The 18,966-nt window shown below is 34.2% G+C and carries 13 protein-coding genes; 1 reads left to right on the forward strand and 12 read right to left on the reverse strand.

Translation table 11 applies throughout. The annotated features are described in order from the left end of the window. Positions 1 to 2: 2 nt before the first annotated feature. From EDF66_RS19670 to EDF66_RS19705, 8 genes are all read right to left on the reverse strand, one after another. Positions 3 to 3,125, reverse strand: coding sequence for a SusC/RagA family TonB-linked outer membrane protein (locus tag EDF66_RS19670; RefSeq protein WP_132844523.1), 3,123 nt, complete (start codon positions 3,123 to 3,125; stop codon positions 3 to 5). Between the two features lie 1,005 nt (positions 3,126 to 4,130). After that, positions 4,131 to 5,033 carry a hypothetical protein gene (locus tag EDF66_RS19675; protein ID WP_132844524.1) on the reverse strand — a complete coding sequence of 301 codons (903 nt, stop codon included), beginning with the start codon at positions 5,031 to 5,033 and terminating at the stop codon, positions 4,131 to 4,133. Positions 5,034 to 5,045: 12 nt separating this feature from the next. Continuing rightward, positions 5,046 to 6,707 carry a SusD/RagB family nutrient-binding outer membrane lipoprotein gene (locus EDF66_RS19680; protein WP_132844526.1) on the reverse strand — a complete coding sequence of 554 codons (1,662 nt, stop codon included), beginning with the start codon at positions 6,705 to 6,707 and terminating at the stop codon, positions 5,046 to 5,048. A gap of 11 nt (positions 6,708 to 6,718) precedes the next feature. Beyond that, a complete protein-coding gene (locus EDF66_RS19685) occupies positions 6,719 to 9,895 on the reverse strand; it encodes a SusC/RagA family TonB-linked outer membrane protein (RefSeq protein ID WP_132844527.1) in 3,177 nt (1,058 codons plus the stop codon). A 1,414-nt stretch (positions 9,896 to 11,309) separates the two neighbouring features. Continuing rightward, positions 11,310 to 11,555 carry a hypothetical protein gene (locus tag EDF66_RS19690; protein WP_132844529.1) on the reverse strand — a complete coding sequence of 82 codons (246 nt, stop codon included), beginning with the start codon at positions 11,553 to 11,555 and terminating at the stop codon, positions 11,310 to 11,312. A gap of 98 nt (positions 11,556 to 11,653) precedes the next feature. Beyond that, positions 11,654 to 12,688, reverse strand: a complete 1,035-nt coding sequence (locus tag EDF66_RS19695; protein WP_132844530.1) for a hypothetical protein — start codon at positions 12,686 to 12,688, stop codon at positions 11,654 to 11,656. 108 nt (positions 12,689 to 12,796) lie between these two features. After that, on the reverse strand, positions 12,797 to 13,282 hold the full coding sequence (locus EDF66_RS19700; RefSeq protein ID WP_132844532.1) for a hypothetical protein: 486 nt from the start codon (positions 13,280 to 13,282) through the stop codon (positions 12,797 to 12,799). Between the two features lie 106 nt (positions 13,283 to 13,388). Then, on the reverse strand, positions 13,389 to 13,937 hold the full coding sequence (locus EDF66_RS19705; RefSeq protein WP_132844533.1) for a hypothetical protein: 549 nt from the start codon (positions 13,935 to 13,937) through the stop codon (positions 13,389 to 13,391). 843 nt (positions 13,938 to 14,780) lie between these two features. Here EDF66_RS19705 and EDF66_RS19710 point away from each other — a divergent pair. Next, positions 14,781 to 15,008, forward strand: a complete 228-nt coding sequence (locus EDF66_RS19710; RefSeq protein ID WP_132844535.1) for a helix-turn-helix domain-containing protein — start codon at positions 14,781 to 14,783, stop codon at positions 15,006 to 15,008. A gap of 195 nt (positions 15,009 to 15,203) precedes the next feature. Here EDF66_RS19710 and EDF66_RS19715 read toward each other — a convergent pair whose 3' ends face one another. The 4 genes from EDF66_RS19715 to EDF66_RS19730 form a co-directional block, all read right to left on the reverse strand. Next, on the reverse strand, positions 15,204 to 15,560 hold the full coding sequence (locus tag EDF66_RS19715; RefSeq protein WP_132844537.1) for a hypothetical protein: 357 nt from the start codon (positions 15,558 to 15,560) through the stop codon (positions 15,204 to 15,206). Beyond that, positions 15,538 to 15,882: a nucleotidyltransferase domain-containing protein gene (locus EDF66_RS19720; RefSeq protein WP_132844538.1), complete on the reverse strand. Its 345-nt coding sequence runs from the start codon at positions 15,880 to 15,882 to the stop codon at positions 15,538 to 15,540. Before EDF66_RS19720 ends, EDF66_RS19715 begins: the two co-directional genes overlap by 23 nt. A 261-nt stretch (positions 15,883 to 16,143) precedes the next feature. Further along, positions 16,144 to 17,196 carry an endonuclease/exonuclease/phosphatase family protein gene (locus tag EDF66_RS19725; RefSeq protein ID WP_132844540.1) on the reverse strand — a complete coding sequence of 351 codons (1,053 nt, stop codon included), beginning with the start codon at positions 17,194 to 17,196 and terminating at the stop codon, positions 16,144 to 16,146. Positions 17,197 to 17,384: 188 nt separating this feature from the next. Further along, positions 17,385 to 18,959, reverse strand: a complete 1,575-nt coding sequence (locus EDF66_RS19730) for a SusD/RagB family nutrient-binding outer membrane lipoprotein (protein ID WP_132844541.1) — start codon at positions 18,957 to 18,959, stop codon at positions 17,385 to 17,387. Positions 18,960 to 18,966 lie beyond the last annotated feature (7 nt).

Consider the following 18,966-nt stretch of genomic DNA (forward strand, 5'->3'; position numbering starts at 1 on the left):
AATTAAAATTTGAAATCAATACCAAAAACAAACATTCTAGGATTTGGATACTCATTTGCACTAATATTATTGTTATCTTCTGGATCCTGACCAGTCCAAGGGCTCCAAATAGCCAAGTTATAAGCGGTGAAATATAAACTTCCTCCTTTTAGAACTGATTTACCTGCTACATTAAATCCAGGTAAGCTATAAGCTACATTCAGCTCTCTAAATCTCAAAAATTTAGCATTTTCTAGATCTGAGCTTGTAAAACCTTTAGAGTATGCTGGTGAAGGAAAAAACTTCTCGTCGCCAGGCTTCAACCATTGATTGTCAATCAATTCACGAGACTGTCTTACACTAGCAGTAAATCCTAAACTTCCATCTGTCATCCAATTACGAGCATTATTACTTCTCACGACGTCAAACTGATAGGAGAATAATCCTGAAACTGAAAATCTTTTGTAGCTCAAATCAACAGTAAAACCACCGACATGCTTTGGAAGATAAGTACCAAATGTCGCAAAACGACCTGCTTCTGATTGCGTATAAACCTTGGTTACACCATCTTGAGCATAATATGTTGGGCGACCAGTCTCAACATCTGCGCCTAGGTAATGATAAGTATAATGCGATCCATATGGCAATCCTTTACGAATAATGAACGTACCTGATTCATACTCTGAAACTGAGCCTAAATCCTCGATCTTATTAACATTAATTGCATGTTGCCATCCCAATGTGATTTTATAATCTGGAGTTTTTAATACATCGCCACTTAATGCTACCTCTAAACCTTTATTAGACATCTTACCTGCATTAATAGCCATCGTATTAAATCCTGTTGTATTTGACAAAGGTTGACTTACAAATAAATCATTAGTAGTCTCCTTATAAAAATCCATGGATAAATTAATACGGCTATTTAATACAGATAAATCGAAACCTAAATTTGCTTTAGTAATATTCTCAATTTTCAAATTAGGATTACCAGGTGTTGTTGGATACAATCCAGATACGGAAGATCCTACATAACTCGTTGTTCCAAAACCAGGAAGTTGAGCTGAAAGATAATTAGGTACATTAAAACCATAAACATCGTATGAATTTACAGTAATACTTCCAATATTAGGTGTAATACCATATGATCCGCGAAGCCTCAAATTATTAATAATCTGATTATCTTTTAAAAAATCCTCATGATGCATGTTCCAAACAGCACTTGCAGACCAAGTTGTAATTTCTTTATTTGCATCGTTTAAGATACGTGATGTACCATCACGACGGATATTTGCATTTACTGCATATTTATCAGCGTAAGAATAGCTGGCATTCGCAAAATATGAACGGATACCATAACCCGATTTAGCACTACGTGCATTTTGTGGCATAGTCGCTGCTCCATTGGTAGGAAGTGGATTTGCTCCTTGTCCTGTCCACGGTAAAGATTTGTTTAAATTATACAATAAAAAGCCGCTACCTTTATTATAAGTACGCAAACCTTCAAAATATCCAGCTACACTTACAGTGTGCTTCTCATTGAATGTTTTATTATAAGATAGGCTCGTTGTATTAATAATTTGTGCATTAATCAACGTAGCTTCTCTTGCAAAACCACTTAAATGTGTTTGAAGACTACCACGATAAGAATCTGGATTAATATAATACTCATATAAGTTATTATCTGCATCAACTCCCAATACATTTCGTAAGGTTAGATCATCAGTAATTTTAAAGGAAAGATTTAAGCCCGTATTGATTTTCCACTTATTTTCGTTCCATCTGGAATTTTCCTGAGTTTCTATTACATTGGCTAAACTTTTTAAATTCAAGTTCGTTCCACCTGCACCAAAATTCAAGGTTCCATCTGCTAAATATGGATTTTCATATGGTTTAGCACGGTAAATCATTTGAAAAGGATTTAAAGGACTATTGCCCCATGAATCTCCAATCGCCTGTCTACCTGTAGAGTAAGTCATATTAGAATTCCACTGTGCATTAAATCGTCCTTTGGTATAATCCAAATTAAAACGTCCTGAGTAGCGTTTAAAGTTTGATGTTTTGTCTATACCATCTTGACTATAATATCCTACTGAGCTGTAATATTTTATATTTTCCTCTCCGCCCCTTAAATTAATTTCATAATTTTGGCTTAATCCATTTCTAAAAAATAAATCTCCAATATCAGTATTTATATTACGTGTACTATCTAATAAATAGGCATATCGTTCTTTCTGAATGTCGCTTAAATTTGCATTAGCTGGATTTAAAGGACTATAATACCATCCAGGTACATTAGAAAATCCAGCATTGCTTGTTTTAGTAATAACCCCAGAACGTTCTTCAAAGGCCAGCAATTCTGCTGTACTCATCATATTTAACCGGTCAAAATTCGGTGGTCTTGTAACTCCAAATTGAGAACGCAGGGTAACTTCTGAAGTTCCTTTTTTACCTTGCTTAGTTGTAATTACAATTACTCCAGTTCCGCCCCTAGCACCATACAAAGCTGCTGCACTCGCATCTTTTAATACGGTAACACTTTCAAAGTCATTTGAGTTAAGGTTAGCAATACTATTGTCTGAGACAGGAACTCCATCAACTACATATAAAGGTTGTGTACCCGCTCCTTGTATTGATTTAATACCACGAATAATGACATTTGCACGTGCTCCTGGTTGTCCTGAACCAGAATTTGCTAATAGTCCTGGTACTCGTCCCTGTAAGTTTTGTGTGATATTGGCGACCGGTCTATTTTCTATCTCTTTGTTAGAAATAACAGCAACCGATCCTGCAAAATCCGATTTTTTAACATTTCCGTAACCTGTAATTATCACTTCTTCCAAAGAAGAAGCGCTATTATCCAAAGTAACATTAAATGAAGATTGTCCTTCCTTGACAATTAATGTTTTATCGGAATATCCTATCGATCGGAATACAATAACTTTTCCGGTTGGAACTGAGAATGAATAATTTCCATTCGCATCCGTTTGGGTAGCTAAGTTAGATCCTTGAACAGCAATCGTCACACCAACCAATGGTTTCCCATCAGCTCCTGTTACACGACCACTAACCTTTTTATCCTGAGCAAACGCCACAGAAGTTAGAATCATACTACCCACAAAAAAACTGAGTAATGTTTGTTTCATATGTTTATGTTTATTTAAGTATTTAAAGTCTCTACAAGACTTTGGTTAAGTAACTATGTTTAAAAAAATCAAATATTACTATCTTTTGAAACACTTTGTCGAGAATTTATTTCAACGCAATCGATTGCATTTTTCTCGCTATTATAATTATCAATTAATTTCAAAAGAATTAAGATTAAATTTTGTTAGTGCATCATTCAATCGCTGAGGTTCGATATCTAAGGAAATATCTTCTTACCGCAATATGTTAAATAATGTTAAAACCAAAGTTAATAGATTAATTTAATTTACCAAATTTTTACATCTAAAATTTACATATAAGTTCAGAAATGCACAATAAATAGGTTTAAACACATAAATATGAAATAATTATTTTTAAAATGTATGGTGAAATGTAACAGTACACTGATACAAAAAAAATATTCTAAAAAATAGAAAAATGTCACGTAATTTTTCGAAATGAAAGAAGTACTATTATTAAGATCAATCTGAAAGAAATTAATCCTATAATATTAGAAATAATGTAGTAAGTATGAATAGTAAATTTGCAGCAAATACGATAAACTAAATAATCAAAGATTAAAATTGGTTGTTCACTATTTTTAATATTTAAGAAACTAAGTGCCATTAACGATCGGTATTATAATAATTATCCAAACTTTTCACCAAAGTTTATTTTTTTAAAATTATATAATCAACTTCCAGTAGAACTTACACAATTAGTCTATCTCTTAAAAGCGAATTGATTTTGAGCTTAAAGATTAATCTAATTTGACCTGTATCGCTTCTTTTTAAAAATATATCAATATAAAGAAAGCTTTTATGCATTATTTAAGTAAAATAAATCCTTAGTACCTGAAAGCAAATTGAAGAAGCAAAAAATCTAATTTTATGAAACTTATTCCACAAAAGTATTACATGGAGACAGAATTTAATGAGAGTAAGATTAAGCCAAAAAGCCTGATTATTTAAATAATCAGGCTTTGTAGAATATTACAGAATTTTTTATTTTGATTTTTTCAATTTCAGAACAAAAGCACCTTGATTTCCATATTTTGAAAATACATATTGTACATTTAACTGAATTTCATCTTGACAAGGATTAACAAAACTTGCAGAACTTGCACCTGCAGTAGCCACAGTTAAGGAGCCATAAGCACCACCGCCACCATAAACACTTGTAACTGTTGCTTCGTTACCAACTAACATACTTTTAATGACAGCAGAATTATCTGCAGTATTTACGTCAACTACAAAATCTTTAAAAGCTGGATCAATTGCAGAAATCGTAAATTGAGTCGCACCTGTCTTTTTAACAGTGACAGCATCTCCTGCTCCAAAATCACCCCAACCATCTTCAACAATTTCAAACTTACCATTACCTATAAAATCATCAATATCAAAACCACAAATAGCGGAATATCGAATTAAAGGTGAAGCATCTGGCTGCTGTGTTACAGTTGAACCATAAGGAGCTCCTCCTCCTAAAGGAAATGCAAGATATGTTTTATTATCGTTTGTAATGTAATTAGCTCCAATATCAAAATTATCCCCACTAACGATCGTCCCAAAGAGAGATTTCAATTGAACTCCCGTGATGTCAATATTAATTGGAAAACTATTAACTTCACTTTTAACAACTTTTGCGTTCTTAGCATCGCCATTCTTCATCACTACAATATCCAAATATTTAGGTTTTTCAGAATTTTTAAAATAAAGATCAACACTAAATTTTGCAGTAAATTTGTCAGGTTCATTATCTTTAACAGCAATATCACCAGACACCTTCTTTATAGTGGGCTGATTCAAATAAACAATGCCATCAGGCATCGCTGGATTATCGCTTTTGCGACATGCTGATACTATAACAATAGTCAACAGCATTATTGAATATATTATTTTTTTCATTTCTTTCAATTATTAAGGCATCCAAAATACTTTGGCAGAATTCAAATCTGTTTTTTGAGCAGGGGCATTCTGATTTTTACTTATCTCATCTAAAATGTAAGGCAATGAATTCGGGAATTTTAAGCTTTGGATAACACTAACGGAAGGAGAATCCTCACCACCATTACCACCACTTGGGGGAGTCATCACACCGCCAAAATTGGCAGGATCAAATAAAACTGGATATCCTGTTCTTCTGTAATCATTATATGGTTCTACCCAAGCTCCAAAATTAGAAATCCATTTTTGAGTCATGATGATCTCCAATTTCTTATTTGCATTAGCAGATGCAAAAGAATTTTTCACTTTAATTACAAAATCCTTCGCTGCCTGAGAACCTGAAAGTGCAGGAATTGTTTGTGCTGAACCACTGGATTTAACAACATTATCGACCATTTTTATCGATTCATTCATTGCTGCTTCTAATGCTCCCGCCGCATCTCCCGAAATGACATTACTTTGAATTAATTCAGCTTTCCAAAACAGAATATCTGAATAAGTAATCAAACGGTATGGCGCGGCACCTGTACCACTACTAGCAGAAGCGGCACCACCATTTCCATCATCATAACGACCACCAACCGGATAAATCCCTAACATTGTATAACTATTTTGATTATTCTTAGCTTTATTTGGTCCTTGACTTCCAAAATAACTAGATACAAATCCGCCATCTCGATATTCTAAATCTCCATTAAAGGGAGTAGTTGGTTTAATCTGATTGTAGAAGTAATAGGGAATGCGGGGGTCTGCAATATTTGTAAAAATTGAAGCATTATACCCCTTCATTATTTCGTAAAACCAAGGGCTTACAAACATTGTCCTTTGACTCGCAAAATATTCTCCAAACCCAGGGTTACGATCATCAGTAGCACCATTTGGCCCGAAAGGTACCATAAACGATTCTTCAGAAGAAGATATTAAGTTTCCAGAATTTATTAAAGCATTAAGATCAGCCGATACATCTTTAATTTTACGCTGTTGTAGCAAGAGCTTAAATTTAATTGAAGTTGCTGCTTTTAACCATTTCTTAATATCACCTTTATAAATCGCATCGTCATTTCCAGGAATATTTAAATCCGATTCTGACTTATCGTTAAAATTTGCAATCGCATCATCAAGTAATGCGATTAATTTTGGATAGATTTCTTTTCCATCATCATATTTAGGATACTTAATTCCCTCCACAAGTTGATTTGATTCCGAAAAAGGTACTGATCCATAAAGATCAACCAATACAGAAAATGTATAGGCTTTTATAACTTTTGCAATACCTGCATATTTAACGTCACCTAATTCAGTACTACTTTTTATAATGATATCCGTGTTTGTAAGTACATTTCTATAAGCAAAATCCCAGCCCTGTCCCCAATTGAAATCACTTGCACTTGCTCCATATTGATCGGCATCTCCATACATCGTCATTTGATGCATGTACACTGATAAATTTTGTCCAAAACCACCTTCTGAACCACTCGCCAAGCTTGATCCCAGAAATTTTTCTATTCTAGGTAATAAAACGCTTGATTTGACTGCGGTTGGGTTATTGGGATCCGAATTTATATCTAATTGCTTTGAACAGGAAACAGCCGATACTGCCAAAGCCAGCAATAATATATTTTTAATTTTTTTCATGTTGTTAACAATTAAAATCTAGCAATTAAGTTAAATCCATAACGTCTAGTCGTTGGCGCAGCGGATAAATCAATACCTTGAACAGCACTAGAACCAAAGCTATTAACTTCTGGATCAAAATTACTATACTTAGGGAATCCTGGTGCAAAATGCCATAAATTTCTTCCTGTTAGACTAATATTTATACCCTTGATGAATTTCCCTGTAAATACATTCGAAGGAACTTCATATCCAATAGACATTTCTCTTAATCGATAAACAGTCGCATCATAGATATTCCATTCTGTAGCCGTGTTAATAGCAAATGTTTGTCCTACCGTAGCATTAGGAGAGAAATACAAATCATTTACAGTTAATTTTGTCTGATTCCATATTTTATTCCCACCATCGTCTAATATAGGTTTACCTGTATTGGGATCTCCATAAACTCCCGGAAGTATTGCATTGTATTCTCTATTTTCTGTCAGCTTTGAAGCACCACGTCCTAACAAAGAAGAATTTGTAACGGAGTACATATCTCCTCCCTTAGTCCAATCAAATAATGCGGCGAAAGTAAATCCTTTATAACTAATCACATTATTAATTCCAAGCTTAAAATCAGGATTCGGATTTCCAACGTTATATTCATTACTTTGATCGAGAATCATACCTCCCGTTAAAGGATTAATCAATAAATTACCTGCATCATCTCTTAGCACCTTTGTTCCTCTCAAATAACCATATGGCTGGCCCGGTTCTAAATAGGTAGAAATAGAGCCACTTAAGATACCTCTTTGAGGCATTCTATCAGTTCCTTCAATTAGTTCCTCTACCATATTCTTATTTTTAGTGAACGCAAATGAAACACTCCATTTAACTGGACTATAAGAACTTAGAGGTTTAACTTCTAATGCAACTTCAATTCCTTTATTACTTATTTTACCAAAATTTGTAAAATATTCGTCATATCCTGAAGAAGTAGGTACCGATATAGGAGATAATAAATTTGTAGAAATTCTATTATACCACGTAAAATCTAAATGAATTTTATTAGAAAACAATCCGATTTCAGTACCAAATTCCACCTCTTTTGTAAACTCAGGTTTTAAATTTGGATCAAAAGATGTTTGATTAATATAACCACTTGGTAAACCCAAGAAATTTTTATCAATTATATAAGTATTAACTAAGTTATATGGATCTGTATCTTTACCAACTTTACCATATGCGGCTCTTAATTTAGCATAGCTTAAAATATCGCTTTTCACTTTCAATGCATCTGTCAATATAAATGCGGATGAAATTGCGGGATAGAAGTATGACCTAGAATCTTTTGGAAGTGTCGAAGAAAAATCATTTCGTCCCGTTAAAGTCAAGAACCAATAATCTCGAAATCCGAACGTACCTTCAGCAAAAATACCCATGATCCTTCTTTTAATTAGATTATCAGTAATAAATGCTTGCTGTGCTGTATTTGTTAAAGAATGAATACCTTTTGTGATAAAACGTTTTCCTTCATCGGTATTTCGATCCGTAATTCTTTGATTATAGTTAAAACCAACAAAACCAGTAAAAGAAAAATCGTCGTTTATTTTTGGAGTAAAAATTGTTCGAAAAGTAGATTCTAATTCTCTATGGTTTCTTGAATCTACAACAAGTCCTCCTAGTCCCTCATATGCTCTTGAGCTAATTTCATAGATTTCATTTCGATTCATAAAACTTAAATTAGCACCTAAGCTATAATCCAATTTCCACCAATCGTTGATATCATAGTTTAATCCAAATGAAGCCAAAACTCTATTTTCAGAGGTATTAGCAATATTGTTATAATTAGACCATGTCGGATGATCAAATTGAGAACCCCCAAGCCAATTTAAGTTATCTCCAGTTTTAGTCGCAGATGGGAGACTCATATCCCAGTTCCTTGCCAAAAATAATGATCGCGCAAATGCTGAAGCGGCACCATCGACTTGATTTTCTCCAAAAAATCCACCTCTTTGGTTAGAATTACTTAAAGAAACATTTCCTCTTGCACTAAATTTGTCCGAGAGCTTTAAGATTCCCCCTGCTCCAATATTATATCTCTTAAAAAAAGAATTGGGAACATAACCCTTATGATCCATTTGGGAAAGTGTAAGGTTAAAACCAGTCTTTTCAGATCCCCCTGCAATATTGACAGAATTTTCCCAAACTATTCCTGTTTGAAACAAATCTTTAACATTATTAGGGTAGGCTCTATATGGCACTTTACTTCCAAATAAATCAGGATAAGCATCTAAATACGCAGGCCAAGTTGGTATACTATCTAAGTTTGCAAAACCTGGACCCCAAGAACCATTAGAGTTAGAATAATTAAATTGTGAACCTGCTCCATAAAGATTCTGATAATCAGGCAGATTAGCCAACTTCTCCATTGAAACAGAGCTTTTTAAAGTTATTGCCGTTGGTCTATCTAATTTTGCACTTCCTGATTTTGTAGTAATAATAACGACACCGCTTGAAGCTCTAGAGCCGTACAAAGCCGATGCGGCAGAACCTTTTAAAATGTTCATTGATGCTATGTCATTTGGATCAAGGTTTGCAATTCCGGATGAATACGCCCCGCCTCCTGATGTCATACTACTTGTCTCGGTCATTTCATTTTCATAGGGCACCCCATCAACAATAATTAATGGTTGAGTGTTTCCAGAAAATGAATTATTTCCACGCATTTGAAAACGAGTAGCAGCTCCTGGAGTACCTTGAGAAGTTCTAATATCAACACCCGCTACTTTTCCTTGAAGATTTTTTAATAAATCCGGTTCAGAATTTTGAACTAATTCATCAGGTTTCACTTGACTCGTCGCATAAGTTAAACTTTTAGCAGAACGCTGGATACCCAAAGCTGTAACGACAACTTCTTGTAAGGAGTTATCTGCATTATCTAATGTAACATTAAAAGCCGATTGACCTTCTTTAACGATCAATGTTTTATCTGAATAACCTACTGAACGAAAAACGATAACCTTTCCTGTAGGTACAGAAAACGAATAATTTCCATTCGCATCTGTTTGGGTAGCAACGTTAGATCCCTGAACAGCAATCGTTACACCTACTAATGGTTTCCCATCAGCACCTGTTACACGACCACTAACCTTTTTATCCTGCGCAAATGCAACAGAAGTCAGAATCATACTACCCACAAAAAAACTGAGTAATGTTTGTTTCATATGTTTATGTTTATTTAAGTATTTTAAAGCCCTTAAAAGCTTTGGTTAAGTAAATTTCTTTTCATAAAATTTTAAAAACCGAATCTCTTCACAGTATTCTCCATCTTCAAAATTCATACACAATCAGAATTTCTATCTTCATCAAGACGAAAAAACGCAATCTAATGTCTAATTTGTGTTTAACGTATTCTTATAAAAACTAAATTAAAGCTCTATAAATGTTTCTTTGGTCTATTAATATTGACCGATATTTTAAAAAGCATTTTACTAAAATTCAGATTCAATAAAACACTATTAATATGTTAAAATAACAATAATTTCGGAAAGCTTTTTAAAGCATGCTAATACAAAACCTCACTGAATTGCAAAATCATCGAAGAATTTAAATTCTTTGAGAACCATCCTCAACAAGATAAGTCGTTCTAAACGAAACTCTCCCACATTTATTACAATTTATAGTAAATAGCAGTAATTTATTTTATTAGTTTTCTTATTTCTAAGAATCAGTTAGTATTTTTTGTTAAAAAAATGTTAAAACAAATATAAATCATTTTTTAAATCTGCAATAGATAAAATGATATGCTAGCATATAAAATATGCAATAATATGTCAAACATCTGATTTATAAGTGATTAATTTTAAAACAGAATGTAACAAAAAAACTTTACCTGACAGTTAATGTTACAAAAAGTACGATTGTTATTAATTGTCTCGAAAATGAACAACAACTTATATTAAGAATACGCATGCATATACTAGTATTATATAAGTAATATTTGTTTTAACTAGTCACTAAAGCTAATAACGATATTTCTGTAAATCAACGCAGCAGAAATCTTTCGGAAAAATAATCAATATTAGGTCACATCTTAGAATAGTCTATCTCAAAAGAACTAATTTTTTAATTCTAAAAAAAAATCACTGCAACAAGAATTTTACAAAATCAAATAGTCCTTTTCTAAAATATGTATGTAGCTTTAAGTTTAAATAATAATAACACACACAAAAATAAACCATTTACGATCCGATTAATATTAAAACTATATAGATCATCCGGTATTACGGTACTCTACATTTGAATCAAGAAGAACGTTCTACAGCTACAGGATAACTATTATGTGTAATATCCAAATCCTTTTATCTTAGCAACGCCAGGCCAGATATACCGTAAACACATTGATATTCAAGAACAGTCTAAAGATATCATATCAATCTTCTACACAACAAAATAAACCATACACTTCCACCCACCATTTACGCTCTCAAAGAAATGGGAATCTCCGAAACTCTACTGCAGGAAATCCGATATGTGGTCGACGAACATTTCGATGATATAAGAGTCGATCTCTCCTATTGACCATTATTGTTTTAAAATTGAGTACATTATAAATACTACTATATTACACTAACAAGACTATTCAATTAAATAATTCCAACTTCCATGAATATCTTTTATCTCCCAAGATTCAACTTTAGTTTTATAATTATTAAAATGAGCTGTTTCCCATTTGGTGATGTGATATCCCTTGCATAGTTTACAATAATAAGCTCTCTTGCAAGCATATTTTCCCATCCGATGTTTGATACGCTTACCGTCTGTCTTGTTTGTGATCCGTAATTTGAATTTAAATTGGAGCATTGCCCCCTCTGCTTCGATCATTGATGGAAATCCAACTTTTCCAGTTGCACGGCATTTCCATCTTCTCCCCTATAATGTTTCCATAATCCGTTATTTTAAAACGTTTATATTTCAGTAAATTATTCCTTTTCAATAGGCACCTGAAGCATGACCCAGCCCTTGATACGTCTAGCTATTTTTGCTGATACCTCAAAATCGACCTTCCCTTCGAAAGGAACCTTCAGTACAATCCGAAGCCTTCCCCCTTTCAAGAGATTGCAAGCGTGTATCATATCGGCAGCTACTGCATGATAGCGGCCTATCTTCTGTACAAATCCATTTGTATCACGCACCACTTCATTTAAGCTCCGTTGCTCACAGGCAATACGCTCACCCATATCCGTCTTTAGGTAAAGCTGTACGATCGGCGTATTATTATTGTTTTCAAATGCAAATAGACCTAATTCGGAATACATAATTTTTTGAGTGAGAAATCTGTTGTTGAGTAAAAATTCCTCCTGCTCTGGATCGATTGATTTTACCCGAATAAGATCTATTTCTTCCGTTAGATCCGTTTCCTTTTCAGCCCCCTCTGCCACAGTAATTTCTTCGGCCTCATTTTCAATCGATGACATGCTTTGTAACTGTTCATTTAGAATTGAAATCTTTAGATCCCGATGCAGTACCATCCGCTCTAATTCAAGAATAGAGCACCTCCTTTTATGATCGAGAGCAACAAAAAAACAGGTTGTATACAACATATTCAAGAACAGGACACCGCCAAAAATCACCAATAGCGGAAGCCAGAGCCACTCATCTTTCGGTATAGCCACGGGTCTAATCACCCCAAATAAAAATAGTGTAGGCATTAAACAGCAAGTGAAAAGTTGGGTAGCAAAACGTTTTTGTGGATTCAGTAACCAGTTCTGCTTTCTCTCAAGTACGATGATCAATGCCCGGATATAAAAGATAGCTATGAATACGATCAATACATAAAACAGATAGCTGACAACGACCGAGGTGTTTTCAAGCCAGGCAGCAGCAGCTCCAAGGTAACCCAGATACCAGCATACACCGCCAAAGGCAAAAGAAGCAATACATAACCAAATAAAATCTGGATAATGCACGTTTACTTCCGTACCCTTGGGATACATGATCAATTGGCTACTTTTCATAATTAATAGTTTTAATCGCACACTGCCCCATAGCCTTGCGGGGCGTCTGAGCTGATAAACTAAACATATAAAACATAAGGACTAGTAAAGAATAAGTCCTTATATTCTTCAATGCGTTGAAAGAAATACCATCAATTTTCGAAACTCATAAACAACCCACTCACTGACAGTATCGTGAACACTACTTAACATGTTATTTAACGGTAGTTTTAAGCGATTTTCCAGTTTATTAAAACAAAACCACATCTTAACCCAGCTTAAGAATTTCAGATGCTTAAAAACGCTTGTTTGAAATAAAGCACCTTTAGCGTATAGATCAAGTATGGATGAAGCATACATAAAGCGTTGATAGTGCGTTATTAGTGTGTAAACGGATACCGTTTTACGCACTATCCATGCTTTATCTATGCATATGCAACGCATTACGGACGCTTGATATACGCTTCGCCCATTGGAGTACGGTGCTTCGCCAGCTGTCGCCTTCAATGCCGCAGTCAAGCTACTGCCGTTAGTACCTGTTTGGTAGCTCTCCAGTACATTCCCAGTACCTTTTTGGTACCATTTCAGTAGGACGTTAGTGAATAACCCGTACACTGACCGTACTTTCAGAACGATTTTAGCTAGTACATTTTTAAAGAAAAACATAAAAAAAGCAAAGCCACCTGTTCGAACCTTATTCGAACTTTCTTTTAACCTTCTTTTACCCTTGTAGTAAGTTTCCCCGTAACTGCACCACACTTGCACCGTAGTTGCACCGTCCTTTTCCTGGTGCAGGGACGGTGCAAATACGGTGCAACGACGTCCGGAGGTAAAACAAAATCCGAAGCTTGTTAAAAGTAGGCATACAGCGGGTACCCCCTAGAAAAAGCTTCGATTTGCTGTTTGCCATATCTAGAAAGCTCCTACTTACTTTCTTTTCTTTTTCTCTACCCTTTTTTCTACATCCACTCGGGTTTTGCTCGACTATCCTTCGACTTTTCATGCACTGTAGCCGATGAAATCCCGATGCCGACCCGAAGCCCAGTCGCAGAAACTTAGAAGTTGGTGTTAAGTTGGTCAGGAAAAAATCAGAATTTAATCTTATTGATATTTTTTCTTCGACATCTGGTCGACAACGAGAGTCCTCCCTGAGATTTTTCGAGCCTTCACCGAAGGCATATTGACTGATAAAATCAACATTACTTGTATGTGCAATACTATTTTCAAGTGCTTTTTTAGTAACGTAATATTTAGGTAATATCTCGTGCATATTGCACTTGATTCTTATACTATGAATGGACTGGATAATACCCTTAAAATAGGCATGTACTCTCCCACCCTTATAAAAATTATTCATTTTTTTCATAAGTTAAATCATACTTAATGGCACGAAAGAGATCGCTTCGCTAAGTATTTAAGGTTTATAATTTTGACATTTACCTAAAGCGCAATAGATATCCAAAACAGCTTCCAAATGAAACTAATCAGGAGCTTGTAAGATTGCGCCTAGGCTATAAATAAATGATGAAATCGAAAAGCGTTAAATGGTTATCATAAAGGTAATATACTGGTCTACAGTACGCTTTCATCGATTTGAAGACATCATAATGTCTTGTAATCGCATAAAGATTAAGGGGGATTTTTTTTGGTTACTCCAAATAGTTTAATTAACTCCATATTTTAATTAATTCAAAAAGAAGTGAATACCAAAGAAGCAGAAAATTGCAATATTTTTCCACAACTTAATAGGTAGATTAGACTGCTTATCTAAAATTAAATAACGAATTCCAGTTTGAAAGAGAAAAAATATAGCTATACGGGAGGTGGTTCAATAGATCTAAGTTTTTTCAATTTGAAAATCTCAGAAATATCTAAAAATAATAAAAGGTACCTCCCTTGCTCAATGGTTGAGCGTGAGAAACTACGCGACCCTAAATTAAGGGAGGACCTCTCTATATGTGTAATGAATTTATTTAAGTTTATATGTTTCATTCTGTATGGTTTTTGGTTTCTCACGCCAACCCAAGTGAATGATAAAACAAATATAAAAACTATGAATCAATTAAACAAATATGTTTAGTTAAAATATCTAATAAAATCGGTTTTTAGATAAATGGACGAGAAACAAATAAAATTCAGAAAGCAACTTGGGGCTAAAATTCAGCAGTTAAGAGAAAATAAAAACTTAAAACAAGCTGACTTGGCTGCATTAATTGGTTTTAAAGATTTTCAATCAGTAAGCAGAATTGAAAACGGTCGCGTCACAGCATCAGTATATACTATCTATTTAATAGCAAACGCCCTAGAGGTTGGAATTGAAGATTTAGTCTTTTTTGATTAAAAAATTAAAACGAATCTATTTTCTTTTGACAAAGATCTATGGTAATTGATTCAACAATTTAATCTTGTCAATTAGCTTCTCTAAGTCGGTAGAAGCAATAAAATAATCATCTTGATAACGAGCATCCAAATAAGCTCTATTAAGAATATCGAATAACCTATACTCTTCACCATCATCTAATGGATATTTAAATACCTAATTAAGATTTTCGTCAATATTCTTCGAATATTTCCGATAAACTTTAAGTTTGTGCGTCTTAGGTTTGTAACCAGTATATACCAAGAGAAGTCCGCCATAAAATTTCTCAGTTGCTTGATTTAAATTAAAAACAACTTCATTTAGTGGCAAATCTCCTTTTATAAAGTTGTTGTACAACAACTTTGTCCCCTTCAAAAAACGGGAACCGCTTTTAATCCATTTATTAAAGTTACCAACAGCAATTTCTTTTTCCTGCTCTTTGCTCAAAGACTTAGATTCAGAAAAAATAAATTCCCCTGTATCAAACAAAACAATCCCTTCCTTGATGATATCACGAAAGAAGTACTGTCCCATTTCGAGTCCCTTTATTTACATAGTTGAAACTATGAACTATAGGACTCACATCATTTTTATATTTTAAAGTCTTATTCTCAATTTTACTAGCGATTTCGTTTTCCTTTTCTCTATCACCTTCAGGAAGTACAACCAAGATATCATAATCACTTATATAAGAATAGGTGGCTCCCCGTTCCTCATATTCATCCTCAACCCACTTGTCCGAAGTATGGCTACCAAACAAAATAACCATAGCTGGATCAGCAATATTGCAAATAATATCTACAATTTCGGCTAATTGTTCCTGCTTCTTTTGTGGTAAATGGGTTAATGTATTCATAGCCTAAAGATACATATAAGTAAGTCGAAAGTCAATAAATGAAAGAAATAATAGAATTGGTACAGAGTTTACAATGTAAAAAGACAGCGTACAAAAGTAAGATACGCGCTATTGAAGCTCTTACAAAACTAAATGTGATCAAGAGAGTTATATCACTTTGGGAAATTTCTCTGTTCGAGTAACACCAGCACTGTGTAAGATTATCTCTAAATATAGATGTTAAAAATTATTAAGGTCTACCATAGAACCTATCCAAATATTTTAAAATTCAAACTTTACAAATAAAGCCTTATGATCAGTAGGCCACATACCTACTGGCAACAAAAACTGATCTTGACTATCTTGATCCTGTTTTTTACCATACTTGACTGTTGCAGAAGGACCAACAATTTTGACTTCAGAAACTTTTAAAGGCTTATTTGTCCTATAATAAACATAATCAATTCGATCCCTGTCATCCGCCTGTGGCGCCCAAGCTAATTTATCAATGTCGACATCTTTGTTATAGGCTGGATAAGTAAAACCGGGATGGCTAACAGGATTGGGATATTTTTCTCTAAAACTATCCACAAAGTCAGATTTGGTCAATAGCACAGAGCAATCCCATGGAACTATAGCACCTCTATGATCAAACAAATCTTTTGTTTCACTAGTCCAATCTAAATGGGACGGTTCATTGAAGTCACCGGCAACTACAATCGTCTCACTATTACTTTCTTTATCTGCATCTAGAATGATATCACGTATCGCTTCGTCCCGCTTTCCTTTTCTATTCGCTTCTATTATGCTTGCTACATCTACAATCGGCTGATCAAGCTTTTTCCAGGTAACACCATCATACCCTCTAGGCATATAACAAGCATAGTTAGTATAATCCAAATGAACAGCATAAAATGTAAAATCTCTACCTGCTACTTGAATCTTACTTTTCAACACATTACCCATCTTATTGGCTTCAGTATATAAGGGTCTTTGATCCTTAATGGGGAACTTTGAAATAAAGGCAACATCTAAAGATGGTTCACTGGATATACCATAATAAAGCGCATCTTTATTTTTTAATTCGGCCAGGATTCTTTTTACAAAATCGGTGTTATTGTAATTCCTTACCTCACTAAACAACACTACATCTGCTTTCTTAGCAATAATCTCATCTGCAATTGCAGGAAAGCCATCTGGAACCATTGTCCCTTCCTGCCAAATATTAATTTGCAGTACTTTCAATTGTGCTTTTTGTTGAGCAAGAACAACTTGTCCAACAAAAAAAATGACCACGATGAATAGAAGATTTTTTAATTTGTTGATATATCTCATAATATGATTTTAAACAGCAACATTTCTGAATACGAAATAATTGTGAAGTTAAATATTTTTGAAATAAAATCTTATTATTAGTTTATTTATAAGCTTAAGATTCTATTAATCCATATTCACATTCAACAAATAAAAACGGCAATCTCTTTCGAGATTGCCGTCTATATAATAAACCTTAACTTGTGATACTATCTAGTTCCACCAGCCCACCATACATTTTCAGTATAGACATATTGTCCATTACCAAAAGCTGCTTGAACATAAGGATTAGTTGTTGTGTCGTCACTACCATATGGTAAACGCAATGGGAATTTGCCCGGGTTTTTCAACTCGATCAAATTCTCACCATTTGCTTTCCAACGACGGATATCATTATACATTTCAGTAGACTCACCAGATGCTCCAAAAAATCCTAAATATTTTTGATTAGCAATTTCTTTTAACGGGTTCGCTACCAACAATGGTTTTACATTATTCTCAAAGTAGCTGTCAATATCTGCATCTGATAGTTTTGCAGTAGTTTCAACTAATGTACCATTTGCCAAAACTGTAGGAGCTGTAAATGCAGCATTAACAGAAATTTCTGAATTTTTAATTGCGGCAGTAACTGCATTTTTTAAGACAGGCTCAATTGCAGTTGCACCTTGACCTAAACGTTGCATCGCTTCTGCTTTCAGAAACTGTAATTCATGATAACTCAACAATTGTGTTGGAGCCGTTTGTGAAAAAACAAATGCAGAGGTTAAATAAACATATTGCACTTGATCGTTTTCACCATTTGGTGCCAATAACTTATAAGCGGCACTTTCAGGACTTAATTTATCAACTTGCTTCCATCCTGCTGTTATAAAATCACGATTTAAACGTGGATCTTTGCGCTCAATCATTTTATCAGCGATGCTTTTACTTGCCGCTAAACCATCTCTTGACCATTGAAAGTCAAATAATGGGTTTAAATTGGAACTATTGTACTGCGTAAACTTTGCTTCTTCGCTTGCATTAGCAAAAGATTTATCTACGTGAGCAATAATAGCATTTAAAGCTGCCGTTTTATCCGCAGTCACTTTTAACAAGCGCATTGCATAACGTGCTTTTAAACCGTGTGCAAATTTTAACCACTTGCTAGCATTACCATTAAATAATAAATCTTGCCCTCCTGCAGAACCTGATCCATGTGTATCGCCCTTAGGCAAATTTACGATTGCGGCATCCAAATAAGCATTTACCTGTTTGTACAACTCCTCTTGTTTATCTAACTTTGGATTACGAATTTCCAATGGCTTAAATCCTTCAGAAAAAGGTGCGTCACCAAATAAATCCGTTAATAATGCTAAATTGTAGGCAGCCATTACTTGCCCCATACCTAATGTGGCATAGTTTCCTGACTGCAGTCCACCTTCAGAACATTTTTCGATTACTAAACGAGCATCTCTAAGAGATGTATACACTGAACCCCATGGATTATTAAATGTAGATGAAGTTTGAGGCTCACCTAAACGGTGCTCAGCATTCCATAGTTGATTGTGTGTTCCAACCTCATGCTCAACGTAACTTGATAAGTACGTATTAAAATCACCTCCAACATTTGAAAATGCTGTACGTGTAATAACGTCAGTTAAAATAAACTTAGCTTGAACATCTTGTGGTTTATTTACATTTTCGTTAACACTGTCCATTGCATCTTCTGAACAAGAAGTAAAAACTACTGGAGTTGTTAATAACCCCATAGCCAATAAACCTATTATATTTAATTTAAATTTCATTGTCCTA

Source organism: Sphingobacterium sp. JUb20 (assembly GCF_004342035.1).
Lineage (GTDB): Bacteria > Bacteroidota > Bacteroidia > Sphingobacteriales > Sphingobacteriaceae > Sphingobacterium > Sphingobacterium anhuiense.